Annotated in this window: 11 protein-coding genes; 4 read left to right on the forward strand and 7 right to left on the reverse strand. The window is 64.9% G+C overall.

Going from position 1 to position 12,627, the window contains the following annotated elements; genetic code table 11:
• Positions 1-13: 13 nt before the first annotated feature.
• Positions 14-1,150: a phosphotransferase family protein gene (locus IQ35_RS09550; RefSeq protein WP_145072944.1), complete on the forward strand. Its 1,137-nt coding sequence runs from the start codon at positions 14-16 to the stop codon at positions 1,148-1,150.
• 92 nt (positions 1,151-1,242) lie between these two features.
• Here IQ35_RS09550 and IQ35_RS09555 read toward each other — a convergent pair whose 3' ends face one another.
• The 4 genes from IQ35_RS09555 to IQ35_RS09570 form a co-directional block, all read right to left on the reverse strand.
• On the reverse strand, positions 1,243-3,804 hold the full coding sequence (locus IQ35_RS09555; protein WP_145072947.1) for a TonB-dependent receptor: 2,562 nt from the start codon (positions 3,802-3,804) through the stop codon (positions 1,243-1,245).
• A 248-nt stretch (positions 3,805-4,052) separates the two neighbouring features.
• On the reverse strand, positions 4,053-4,883 hold the full coding sequence (locus IQ35_RS09560) for an SDR family NAD(P)-dependent oxidoreductase (protein WP_021245337.1): 831 nt from the start codon (positions 4,881-4,883) through the stop codon (positions 4,053-4,055).
• Positions 4,884-5,218: 335 nt separating this feature from the next.
• Positions 5,219-6,004: an IclR family transcriptional regulator gene (locus IQ35_RS09565; protein ID WP_145072950.1), complete on the reverse strand. Its 786-nt coding sequence runs from the start codon at positions 6,002-6,004 to the stop codon at positions 5,219-5,221.
• Between the two features lie 2 nt (positions 6,005-6,006).
• Complete coding sequence (locus IQ35_RS09570) at positions 6,007-6,915, reverse strand: alpha/beta hydrolase fold domain-containing protein (RefSeq protein WP_158636634.1); 909 nt, start codon at positions 6,913-6,915, stop codon at positions 6,007-6,009.
• A 186-nt stretch (positions 6,916-7,101) separates the two neighbouring features.
• Here IQ35_RS09570 and IQ35_RS09575 point away from each other — a divergent pair, with 186 nt between their 5' ends.
• Positions 7,102-8,439 (forward strand): MFS transporter, encoded by a 1,338-nt coding sequence (locus IQ35_RS09575; RefSeq protein WP_021245340.1) that lies wholly within the window; start codon positions 7,102-7,104, stop codon positions 8,437-8,439.
• A gap of 53 nt (positions 8,440-8,492) precedes the next feature.
• On the opposite strand, the gene IQ35_RS09580 is transcribed toward IQ35_RS09575, so the two are convergent.
• The 3 genes from IQ35_RS09580 to IQ35_RS09590 form a co-directional block, all read right to left on the reverse strand.
• On the reverse strand, positions 8,493-9,392 hold the full coding sequence (locus IQ35_RS09580) for a UTP--glucose-1-phosphate uridylyltransferase (protein ID WP_021245341.1): 900 nt from the start codon (positions 9,390-9,392) through the stop codon (positions 8,493-8,495).
• A gap of 90 nt (positions 9,393-9,482) precedes the next feature.
• Positions 9,483-9,911, reverse strand: coding sequence for a hypothetical protein (locus IQ35_RS09585; RefSeq protein ID WP_040602952.1), 429 nt, complete (start codon positions 9,909-9,911; stop codon positions 9,483-9,485).
• A 172-nt stretch (positions 9,912-10,083) separates the two neighbouring features.
• The gene (locus tag IQ35_RS09590) at positions 10,084-10,257 is read right to left on the reverse strand and encodes a DUF1674 domain-containing protein (protein WP_021245343.1); all 174 of its coding nucleotides are present in this window, start codon (positions 10,255-10,257) and stop codon (positions 10,084-10,086) included.
• Positions 10,258-10,344: 87 nt separating this feature from the next.
• On the opposite strand from IQ35_RS09590, the gene htpX reads away from it, so the two are divergent.
• Entirely contained in the window at positions 10,345-11,280 is a 936-nt protein-coding gene (gene htpX / locus IQ35_RS09595; RefSeq protein WP_184204881.1) for a zinc metalloprotease HtpX, read from the forward strand.
• A gap of 41 nt (positions 11,281-11,321) precedes the next feature.
• Entirely contained in the window at positions 11,322-12,614 is a 1,293-nt protein-coding gene (locus tag IQ35_RS09600) for an RsmB/NOP family class I SAM-dependent RNA methyltransferase (RefSeq protein WP_145072955.1), read from the forward strand.
• The last annotated feature ends 13 nt before the right edge of the window (positions 12,615-12,627 follow it).

Here is a 12,627-nt window from a genome sequence, read left to right on the forward strand (position 1 = left end):
GAGGAGGACGATTATGGCGATGCAGGGCGCTGAAAGCTCGCTGACCAGCAGCCAGAGCCGGGTGATGGTCGTGGACCGGGGCCGCGATTTCGACGATATGCGGGCACGGCTGACGGCTTGGCTGGAGGGACGGATGCCGGACGCGACGCGGCTGGTCCTGTCCTCCTTCAGCCATCCCGTGGGCGCGGGCATCTCCAACGAGACTATCCTGTTCGAGGCTGAATGGCAGGAAAGCGGCAAGCCCGTCCGGCAGAGCTATGTGCTGCGTTTTCATCCCGGCGCGCATCAGATGTTCCTCGATCCCGGCTTCGAACGGCAGATCGCACTGATCCGGGTGCTCAACACGGGCGGATTTCCGGCGCCTCGCATCCTGTGGGAAGAGCATGATCCGGCCGTGCTGGGCGGCGCCTTCTTCGTGATGGAGCGGGTGACGGGCCGCGTGCCGGTGTCGCATCCGGTCTATAATCTTTCGGGCTGGCTGTTCGACGCGCCGGTGGCGATGCGGCGTACGGTATGGGAAGACGCGATGGCGAAGATGGCGGCCATCCACCGCTTCGACATGGCGTTGCTGCCCTTCCTCGAAAGGCCGGATTATGGCGGCTTTGGGCCGGGCGACGGGTTCTCCGAGGAATATGCCTATTGGAAGGCGGCCTATGCATGGTCGAGCGGGGGACGGGAAGTGCCGATGCTCGAACGCGCCTATGACTGGCTCGACGCCAATATGCCCGCTGCCTACGAGACCGGCCTGGCCTGGGGCGACGCGCGCATCGGTAACATGATCTTCGGCGAAGACGGCCGGGTGCGGGTGGTGCTGGACTGGGAGCAGGCGTCGCTGGCGGGCGGTCTGCACGATCTGGCCTGGTGGCTGGTCATGGACGCCATGTTCAGCACGGGGATCGGCGTGGCGCGGCTCGACGGGCTGGGCACCCGTGACGAGACGATCGCGCTGTGGAAGGAACTGACCGGCCGGTCGACCGACGCGCTGCTGTGGCATGAGGTGTTCGCCTGCGCGCGCGGGACGACGCTGGTGACGCGCCAGTGCTGGCTGAATGCCCGGCCGGCGCCGGGGGCCAACCCCAACAACAATCTGTTCACCCGCCATCTGGCCGGGGCGATGGGCTGGGACGCGCCCGCCGACATCGACTGCTGACTGTCCGCTTCCTGGCGCGGGCGAAAGGAAAAGGGGTCCTTCGCCTTGGCGGAGGCCCCCTTTTCCCATTCGGTCCGCCGACCGGGCCGCTGTCAGAAGCGATAGGTCAGGTTGAAGGTGAACATGCGCGGCTCGCCGATGAAATAGGCCAGCGTACCGATACGCGACGTCGATCCGTCGACGCCGCCGGTGATGTAGCGCTTGTTCGCAAGGTTGCGGACGTTGAAGGAGGCGTCAAACGGCTTGCCCATGACATTCTGCCAGGCGATATTCGCGCCCAGCACCCAATAGCCCGGCACGAATTCGGCCGCGAGATGGGTCTGCGTTACGGCATCCCAGTTATTGTCCTGCAAATAGGTGCCGGATTGTCCATAATAGTCCACGCTGGCCGACAGCGTGCCGTTGTCGTCAGGCAGGTCTTCATGCATCCGAAGTGTGGCGCCGCCGGAATGGGCGGACACGCCGCTGAACTTCGATTGGGTGTAATCGCCCGCGTCGCGGTAGAGGCCGTTATCCGGAACGATGAAGGATTTGAACTTGGGCTTGATGTACGAATAATAGCCCGTCAGCTCCAGGAAGGGCGTCGGTTCGAAGCGGGCCTCGACCTCCACGCCCTTGATCGTTGCGTTCGCCGCATTTGCCGTGACCGATTTGGAGCCGACCAGCGTGGTCAGGGCGCGCTGGATATCCTTATATTTGTTGTAATAGGCCGCGACGTTGAGGCCCGCGCGCATACCGTTGTCGAAGCGCCAGTTGCTCTTGAAGCCGACCTCGTAATCGGTCACGGTTTCCGGATTGAACGGCGTCAGCACGGTCGGGTTCGTGGCCGACTGAAGCGTCGCCGAATGGTTGAAGCCACCCGAACGATAGCCCTTGCGCGTCACGGCATAGACCAGCGTATCGGGGGTCGGGTGCCAGTCGACACTGGCCGTATAGGTCAGCTTCTTGAACTTGGCCGTGGCGGACAAAAGGCAGTTGTCGGGATTGCCCGGCGTGTTGTTCGGCAGTGTCGTGGTGGGGCTGTCCTGCAACGCGCAGGTGGCGTCCACTCCGTCGGCGTCGATAATGCCGCCGCTCCAGGGGAAATAATCCCTCAGCGACGTGACGGTGCGGGCGTTGGTTTCCCGCTTGTCCCAGGTCTGGCGAAGACCGGCGGTGACCGATATGGTGGAAACCGGATGCCAGGTAAGCTGGCCGAAAATGGCGGTGCTCTGGTTGGCCGGCTCGTTCTGGGGAATGCCTATGCGCGGGGCATGGGAGATCGGCACGAAGTTGCTGGTGATCTGCACGCCATGCTCGCGAAAGTAATATCCCCCCAGGATATAATCGAGCTTGCCGTCCATCATGCTGCCGAGCAGGTTCAATTCCTCGCTGATCTGGCGCTGCTCAACATAGTTGAACGAATAGAAGCCGACCGCCAGGCAGTTATAGCCGGACTGCGGACCGCAGACGATATTGCCGGCAGGCTGGGGAACGCCGTTCGGTCCCACCGGCAGCACGAGCCGCGACGCCGAAGCGTTGGTGGCGGTCGTGCCTGGGATAAAGTGGAAACCGGCAACACCGCCGATATTCGCGCTCTGATAGCTTTCCAGATAGCGATAGCCGAAGATGTTGCGCAGCGTCATGTCGTCGCTGATGTGCAATTCGGTCTTGTTGGTGACGGAGAAATTCTTGATGTCCACATTATCGCCGTTGGGCAGCTGATACGGGCTGACGCCGCCGGATTCCCACCGCCCGAAGGAGGCAGCCTGTGCCCGGATCGCCGCGGTGTAGAGCGCATCGCCCTCCGGACTGCCGAAAAGCGTGAACAGGCCGGACGTCCCCACGCCCGGAAGGCCGATCGTCGAGGCAAACTGCTTGGAAAGCGCCCCAAGCTCCTTTTGGGTCGATCCCGCGACGATCAGCCAGTTTTCGATCGGTGCGCCGCCAGGGGCATAATGGACGGAAACGCGCCAGCCGTCGGTATGCGTGTCGCCATAATAGCGATCGTCGCTGATGTTGTGCATATAACCGTCGCGGCGGTTTATCTGCCCGGCGAGGCGGATCTGGAGATCGTCGGTGATCGGAATGTTGATCGCGCCTTCGACCTTGCGCGCCTGATAGTCGCCGATCGTGATCGATCCATAGCCGCCGAAGTCGTTCTGCGGCGTCTGCGAGGTGAAGAGGATCGCGCCGCCGGTCTGGTTCTTGCCGAACAAGGTGCCTTGCGGCCCCTTCAGGACCTGGACATTGGCGATGTCGAACAGGCTGGCGTTCAGGCCCTGCTGGCGCGGCACGACGACTTCGTCGATATAGACGCCGACCGACTGGTCAGACTGCATGAATTCGAGCTGCTGGCGCTGGCCGCGGATCAGGAAGTGCGGCGTGCTGTTGCCGAAGCCGGACGAGCTTTGCTGCAGCGACGGAATCGCCTGGGTCAGCTGCGTCGGGCTGGTGATGCCCTTGGCCATCAGCGTTTCGGCGTTGATCACGCTGATGGCCGCCGGCACGTCCATGAGCCGCTCTTCCTTGCGGCGGGCAGTGACGACGATGGCGCCGGAATCGGCGGATGCCCCCTGATCCTGCATGGACTGTTCCGCCATGGCGGGCGACACGATCGCCAGCGTGCTGCATCCAAGCGCCAGCACGGCACTATAACGGCGTATATAGTTCATATTACCTCCCCTTTATCAAGGCTGCGCAAATACGCATGGTTCCTGATGGCGTGTCGCTGTTCGACCTCAATCAAGAATGACTCTTGCCGAAACCGGCACAATGTTTGCTGAACTATAGGCAACCAAGTAAAATCGGTTCCCATATCATCAATATAATGGCTTAATACTAGCCATGATCGCAAAGAGGGGACGGCCCGCGCCGTCCCCCGGATGTTAATGCTGCGAAAGGAGTGCTCCTTCCCTTTCGTTCATGCCGCAGCGTCTCCCGCATAGGCGACATTGGCCGACGGCGGCGGCGTGAAACTCTGTTCCTTCCAGCCCATCAGTGCGCCGGCCATCCAGCCGCCATCGACCGGAAGGGTCTGGCCATTCACATAGCTGCCCAGATCGGACGCCATGAACAGCACCGCCTTGGCGATTTCGTCCGGCTTGCCCATGCGTTCGAGCGCGATGCGGTTGCGCGCTTCCTCCAGCCGTTCCGGGGTGGCCTGGACACGCGCGGTTTCGGTCGATCCCGGCGCGACCGCATTGACGCGGATGAGCGGCCCCCATTCGCACGCCATGCTCCGCACGAGGTTCTGCATGCCGGCCTTCGCTGCGCCGTAGTGGCCATGCATGGGAGCCGACGTCAGGCCGCTGACCGAGCAGACGGAAACGATCGCTCCCTTGCGCTGGCCGGCGATCATCGAGCGTGCCGCCGCCGTTGCGGCCAGAAAGAAACCTTTGAGGTTGAGATCGACGATGCGATCCCACTCCTCCTCCGGCATATCGACCAGCTTGCTCCAGCCGGCCATGCCGATGACGTTGACCATCACGTCAAGCGGGGCGAGGGCGGCTTCCGCTTCCCGCGTTGCCCGTTCGACCGCCTCCTTTTCGACGACATTCGCCGACAACGCGACGGACCGGCGACCGAGCGCGGCAATGCGGTCGGCCACTTTCCTCGCGCGGTCCATCTCCACATCCACGATCGCGACGTCGCAGCCCGCTTCGGCCAGGCGAAGCGCCGATGCCTCGCCCATCCCCTGGCCGCCGCCCCAAACGATCGCGGTGCGACCCTGAAGGCCAAATATGTCCTGCATTCTCGGTCCTCTCTTCAGTTATCGGCGCTGCCTGTCAGACGGTCTTCCTGCCGCTCTGAGTCGCCGCGCCCCGATTGTGTCGACGCGATTGCCGTGAGGATGGAAGACGCGCCAGGCACGGACGAACGCGCCCATCCGGCATTCGAGCACATCGATCTCGCAGAGCACATTCGGCATCCCCACCCGTCTACTTTCCATGGCCACACTGTCGCGACGTTGGCGGATGAATCGGCGCTGGCGCCGTCAGAAGTCAATGAAAGCCGCCATGATCCCGATCAAATACTTGTGAGAGGCAATTTTTCCGTAGTGATGGAAAATCCTGTCCCGGCCGCTGATCAGGGCATCAATATTTCGGCGACGCACCGGCGCATGAGCGCGGCCAGTTCCGCCTCATGCGATCTGATTCTCCTGGTCGGCCCGGCAAAGCCCAGAACGATTCCGACATCGGCATCGCAGGGGGGCAGCGCCATGGCGATGGACCAGTTGTCGGTTTCTACGCCGATCCCTCCGGAGGCATGGCCGCGGACGCGGATCGCCTGGACCTCCTCCATGATGCCGGGAACCCTGTCTTGACGGTCGCGGCGATGACGATCGAGATATTCGATGATCTGCCGGATATCGCCGTCGGCCCGCGAGGCGAGATAGGCACCTCCCAGGGCAGAGCCGATCAGCGGCACCTTCACGCCCTTGGGCGCCGCGTGGGGACTGTTCACCGGCTGCACGATATCGACGACCTGCATCTGATCTTCCTGCCGAACCGCCAATGTCACAATCTCGCCCGACCGGCTGTGGACGAGATTGAGCAGGCGATAGAGCCGTTCGCCGCCATAATAATCGCCGGTGAGCCAGCCGCCGAAGCGCACGAGGCGGGGAGAAGGGCGGTAGAGCTTCCTGGCCGCCTCAAAGATGAGATAGCCGGAATCGACCATGGTCTTGAGCAACTGATCGGTGCTGGAGCTATGCCAGCCGAAGGCATGGCTGATTTCGGTGGCGCGCAGGGGCCGCTTCATCCCCGCGAAATATTCCAGTACTTCGAGCGCCCGCGTCGCCGACTTGGCGAGATTGCGACGCGTGCCGGGCAGGCTGATCCGCGAATCGGCGGGATGAACATCGTCGGTCATGATCAGGATTGCGGGTCAGCGATCAGCCCGGTCCCGTTGAGCCGCTCGCGCATGAAACGGGTGATCGCCGAAAGGCTGCGCGCGCTGCTCGGCAGGTCCGGGAAGAGCGTCGGGGAAACATGCTGCATGTGGGGAATGACAGACAGTTCGACACCGATATGCTGCGCGGCAAGTCGTGCAGCAAAATCGATGCTGTCCTGGATCAGCACCTCTGCGCTGCCCGCGATGATGAGCGTTGACGGCATTCCGTCAAGCGCCCCGGCGAGCAGGGGAGAGGCCAACGGGGCGTCGGCGGGCAGGCCTTGGAGATAGCTGTTCGCTGCGTCCTGGGCGGACTCCCGCGAAAAAAGGCGGTCGCTCGGCGCGCATCGCTCGAACGAGTCGGCGCAGACGCGCAGGTCGAGCCAGGGCGAAAGCAGCACCGCGCCCCTGAGGGAGGGCAGGCTTTCCCCGAACGCGATGCAGCATGCCGCTGCCAGACCGCCTCCGGCGGAATCGCCGCCGATCATCATCGGCACGTCCGGCGCCTCCGCGGCGACGGCATCGATCACGGCGGCAGCGTCGTGCAGCGCGGCCGGATAGGGATTTTCGGGCGCCAGCGCATAGGCCGGTGCAATAACGCGGCAGCCGCCGTCCGCCGCCAGCCGCGACAGGAACCCCGCCATGCGGTCCGGGCCGCCCAGCCGATAGCCGCCGCCATGGAAATAGATCATGCCGCCCAGCGCCGGTTGGCGCGGGCTGGCCACGATGCAGCGCACACCGCCTACCGTCCGTTCGGCGACCATCGCGCCCTCCGCCAGCGTATAGGGAGAAACGGCGCCCGCGATCGCATCGCGCGTTTCGACCAGCGCGGCCGGCGCGGGCCTGCCGGTCCGGCGAGGGTCGAGGGGATAGCGGGAACGCAACGCCATGGTGCAATCTTCCTTCAATCTTCCGGCTGCATTGGCAGCATGCCCAGCCATGATCGGCAGCGCCATTGACGAGCCGATAAATAATCCGTCTGTGATGCTCTAATTACAACGACTGCCTTAATTGTAACAACTGCCTTATTGCTCTCCATAGCACATATAGCTTCGACGGTTTGTGAGAGGATGAGGATGACGGCCGCCAATATCAGCGCGAAAAACCTGGCTCTCCTGACGGCGGTCGCGGCCCCGCTCGCATCGCTGTCGCTGTCGCTGACGACCATCCTGCCCCAGGACCTGACGCGCAATCATGGCGTCACGCTGGCGCAGGCCGGCTTCGCCTTCATGATCATCCGCCTCGCCGATATCGCCATCGACCCGTTCCTGGGGAGTCTCATGGATCGCACGCGATCGCGGCTGGGGCGCTATCAGATCTGGATATTGGGCGGCAGCCTTCCCTTGGGCGTCGGCGTGCTACTCTGCTTCTTCCCGCCCGCGCAGGTCAGCTTCCCCTATCTCATCTTCGCGCTGGCGACGGCCTATCTGGGCTTTTCCATCATGGCGCTATCGCACCTGGCCCTGTGCGCGGCGCAGACCGACGACTATGCGGCGCGCGGCAAGGTCTTCGCATGGTGGCAGGTCTATACGACGATCGGACTCCTTGTCGCGATGCTGTTGCCCAAGCTGCTGGACGGAAGGCTGGGCTTGGATCTGGTGCAGTGGATGGGCATCACCATTCTTGGCCTCATCACCACCTCGACGCTGGCGACGGTCTTTTTGAGCAAGGCCGGTCCGGCCAAGGCGCCGGGCGCGCATGGCGGGTTCAAGGCCTATCTCGGGCTGTTCGCGCTGCCATCGACCCGGCGCGTGATGCTCGCGGAACTGTTCCTGGGGCTCTCGGCGGGGATCGCGGCCGTCACCGGCCTCATGTTTATCACATCGGTCAAGCATTTCACGATCGGCGATTTCGGCTCGCAGCTCGTGATCTATTTCCTCGTCGGCATGATCTCATCGCCGGCCTGGGCATGGATATCGGCGCGGATGGAAAAGCACCGGGCGCTCATGCTCGGCGCCATATGCCTCTCCCTCAGCCAGCTCATCTTCCTGCTCGTGCCGCCGGGCAACCTCCTGTTCCTGCTGCTCGTGCCGGCCGTGTTCGGGGGCTTTTCCTATACGTCGGTCTCGATGCTGCCGCGGGCAATGCTTGCCGACGTGGCGGACGAGGAACGCCTCTTGCACGGCAGCGACAGGACCGCGCTGCTTTTCGCCTTGCTCACCGGCATCTTCAAGCTGGGCCATGCGCTCTCGGTGGGTATAGGCTTTCTCGCGCTTGATGCGTTCGGCTATGTGCCCGCCCTTGGTGCGGACAATAGCCCGGCCGCGCTGACCGGCCTGGCGGTCGTCTATGGCGGCTTCACAACCGTTTGCGCCATGATCGCGTTCTGCGCGATGATCCGCTATCCGCTGACCGGCCGCCGCCACAGCGAAATCCGGGCCGCGCTGGAAAAGTTGGATGGCGCCAAGGCCTGAACGGGCTAACATCGTCCGCAGGCCGCCCCTCAAGCGGAAGGGGCGAGTTCAGATCAAGCCGCCGCCGCCACCTTGCCCAAGGCCAGTTCGGCGGTCGCGAAGGCGCGGATGTGGTCGCCAAGGTCGGCGCGCTCCAGCGCCAGCGCCAGGTTGGCCTCGATATAACCGGCCTTCGACCCGCAATCGAAACGGCGGCCGTCGAAGGTGACGCCGTGAAAGGGCTGCCTGCCGATCAGGGCCGCCATCGCGTCGGTGAGCTGGATTTCCCCGCCCGCGCCCTTTTCCTGCGTTTCAAGGATCTTCATCACATCGGGCTGGAGGATATAGCGGCCCGGCAGGATCAGGTTGGAGGGCGCGGTGCCCGGCGCGGGCTTTTCGACGAGGCCCTTCACTTCGGTCAGCGCGCCATCGCGCGCGCCGGGATCGATCACGCCGTAGCTCGGCGTCTGCTCCATCGGCACTTCGAGCGCGCAGACGAGGTTGCCGCCGATCTTCTCATAGGCATCGACCATCTGCTTCATGCAGCCCTTGCCGGGCGCGCCCTTCATGAACTCGTCGGGCAGCAGGATGGCGAAAGGCTCGTCCCCCACGATGTCGCGCGCGCACCAGATGGCGTGGCCCAGGCCCAGCGGCTCCTGCTGGCGCAGGAACACGGCGTTGCCGGGGTCGAGCCGCGTCCCTTCAAGCGCGGAAAGATCCTTGCCGCGCTCGCGCTGGGTGGCTTCGCATTCGAAGGCGATGTCGAAATAGTCCTCGATGGCCCCCTTGCCGCGCCCGGTGACGAAGATCATCTGTTCGATCCCTGCCTCCCGCGCCTCATCCACGGCATATTGGATCAGCGGGCGGTCGACGACCGGGAGCAGTTCCTTGGGCACCGACTTGGTGGCGGGCAGGAAGCGTGTGCCAAGCCCCGCGACGGGGAAGACGGCTTTGCGAACAGGTTTATTCGACATGACTCTCCATTCTCGCTGTCAGCGGGCACGGCCTTGCATCGCCGCGCGCGCGGGAAAGGTCAACCATCCCTCTCCTGAAGTATAAATATGTCAGACGTCCAGCAGCCGCTGCGCCATCTGTTCCAGCGCGGTTGTCTCCGCGTCGAGCTGTTCAAGCGACACATGCACCTGCTGGTTGCGGGGATCGCGGCAGGTGAAGCCGCCGGGCGCGGGTTCCTGGAAACCGCCGACGATGAGCGAACGGAAACGGTCGACGCGCTGCATGTCGCGCTCGATCGCCGAAATCTCGTTGAGGGCGGTCGCGTTGCGGCGGTCGCGCATCGTCACCATGGTCCGCAATTCCGTCATCAGCTTGGCCATGCTGGGCCGGTTGCGCGTGCCCACCGTGCGCACGTCACCCATCGCCTGCCGCATCATCGCGATCTTCTTTTCCAGACTCTGCTCCAACATGGTCCAGGCGCAAACCAGCCGCCCGACCCCGCACAGCAACGCTGCGTCTTCCGGCGCATATTCCGAAATCGCCTTCACCTGAACATCCGCAGCCAGATTCAAAACGCGCAACCCCAACCCTTTATTTCCAAGGGAAACCCTGCACGGAAGGAGGCGGATATGGCTAGAGCGCCCCGGGCGCTCCCTCGCGCCATGGGCACGGATCATCGTCAATCGTGCAAAATCGTCGGCGGGCCGAGACTTAGAAATCGATGGCGATGCCCTTACGTTCCCAGTCGCCATAGCGGGTGGGGCTGAGTTCTTCCGTCTGGATGGAGGGTTGGTCGATGGGCTCGGGCTGCGGCACGGGCGGGCTTTTGGAGAGGTGCGCGGGCGCCTTCACATGCGCGGGGCGCTGGCCGTTATACTTTCCCATGGTGGGGCCTTTCGATTGCGGGGATGCGGGCGCAATCCCATATTCATGTCGTGCCTGCACTCTGGGCGGCAAAGGAGGATCGTGCAAGTGAGCGGTTTCAAGACGGTGATGCTGATGTCGGCGCTGACGGCGCTGTTCATGGCATTGGGCTATACGCTGGGCGGCAGCGGCGGGACGGTGATCGCGCTGCTGGCGGCGGCGGGCATGAACCTGTTCACCTTCTGGAACGCGGACCGCATCGTCCTGTCCATGCATCATGCGCGGGAAGTGGATGAGGCGAGCGCGCCCGAATTTGTCGGGCTGGTGCGGGAGCTGGCGCAACGGGCCGGGCTGCCGATGCCGCGCGTCTACCTGATCGACGAGCCGCATCCCAATGCCTTTGCCACCGGGCGGAACCCGGACAATGCGGCGGTGGCGGCGACCACGGGCCTCCTGTCCATGCTGACGCGCGAGGAAGTGGCGGGGGTGATGGCGCATGAGCTGGGCCATGTGAAGAACAGGGACACGCTCATCATGACGATGGTGGCGACCATCGCGGGCGCGATCTCGATGCTGGCGAATTTCGGCCTGTTCTTTCGCGGGAACAGCGGGAACGGGCATGGAAATATGCTGGCCGGGCTGCTGGCGGTGATCGTCGCGCCCTTTGCCGCGATGATCGTGCAGATGGCGATCAGCCGCACGCGCGAATATGGCGCGGATGCGGCGGGCGCGCAGATCAGCGGCAATCCGCGCGCGCTGGCGTCCGCGCTGGCGAAGATTTCGGGGCAGGCGCAGCGGATTCCCAATCCGGTGGCGCAGCGCAATCCTGCCGCCGCGCAGCTTTACATCGTGCCGACGCATGTGAGCGAGCTGTTCTCCACCCACCCCGCGACGGAAAAGCGGATCGCAGCGCTGCATGATATGGCGGCGCATATGGGCACACCCGCGGCGAGCGGGCGTTCTTCCCGCGCTTCGGCGCTCTCGCCGGTAGCCGCGCCCTCGCGCCGCCGGTCGAGCGCTCTCGATCCGCTGCGGCGGGATTGAGAGGCTTTGCGCCGGAGCCGGAAATGGCCTAGGCGCGGGTGATGGCGCGATCTTCCCGACTTGACGATATTCCCGGCCTGCCCGCGCGGCGCGCGGCGTTGCGGCTGCTTGACGCCGTACTGCGGCGGGGCGAGCCGCTGGAACTCGCGCTGCACGGCGCGGCGCAAGGGCTTGCGCCCGCCGACCGGGCGCTGGTCCACGCCATCGCGGCGGAAACGCTGCGCCATCTGCCCGATCTCGACGCGCTGATCGACAGGGCGACGCGCCAGCCTTTGCCCGGCGACGCCAAGGCGCGAATGGTGCTGCGGATCGCGCTCATCCAGGTGCTGGCGCTGGGCACGGCTCCCCATGCCGCCATCGCGACGGCGCTGCCGCTGGTCGACGGCGGGCCGCGCAAGCTGGTCCATGGCGTGTTCGGCACGGTGACGCGGGCGCAGCCGGTGCTGCCCGATCCTCCCGCCTTGCCGCAGGAGGTCGTGGCGCGCTGGGGGGAGCAATGGGGCGAGGCGATGCCGGAGGCGGCGGCGCGGGCCTTTGGGGCGCGGCCGCCGGTCGACGTCACCCTGCGCGACGAGGGGGAGACGGCGCTCTGGGCGGAGCGGCTTGGCGGAACCAGCATGGCGCCCGGCCATGTCCGCCTGCCGGAGGGAACGGCGATCCCCGACCTGCCCGGCTTTGCAGAGGGCGCATGGTGGGTTCAGGATATCGCTGCCTCCTGCCCCGCGCGGCTGCTGGGGCCGGGCGAAGGCCGCGTGGTGCTGGACCTGTGCGCCGCGCCGGGAGGCAAGACGATGCAGCTTGCCGCCGCCGGATGGCGCGTCGCGGCGGTGGACCAATCGAAGAAGCGGCTGGAGCGATTGCGGGAGAATCTGGAGCGCACGGGGCTGTCCGCCGACATCGTGCAGGCCGACCTGCGGCAATGGCAACCGGGGGAACAGGCGGACGCGGTCCTGCTCGACGCGCCATGCAGCGCGACCGGCATCTATCGCCGCCATCCCGACGTGCTCCACCGCATCGGTCCGCGCCAGATCGCGGAACTGGCGGAATTGCAGGCGGCGTTGCTGGACCGGGCGGCCGAATGGGTGAAACCGGGCGGGGTGATCGTCTACGCCACCTGCTCGCTGGAACGAGCGGAGGGGGAGACGCAGCTTGCTGCATTCATTGGACGGCGGCCGGATTTTGCCGCCGTGCCCGCCGGGACGAACGAATTGCCCGAAGGTGTTCCGCCCACGCCGCAAGGATGGGTCCGCACTCTCCCCGACACGCTGGAGGGCCGGGGCGGGACGGACGGCTTCTTCGTGGCGAGATTGATACGCGCGACAACCAGAGTTTAACCTGGGGCCTGTA

Source organism: Sphingobium wenxiniae, assembly GCF_007830065.1.
In the GTDB taxonomy this organism is placed as follows: Bacteria; Pseudomonadota; Alphaproteobacteria; order Sphingomonadales; family Sphingomonadaceae; genus Sphingobium; species Sphingobium wenxiniae.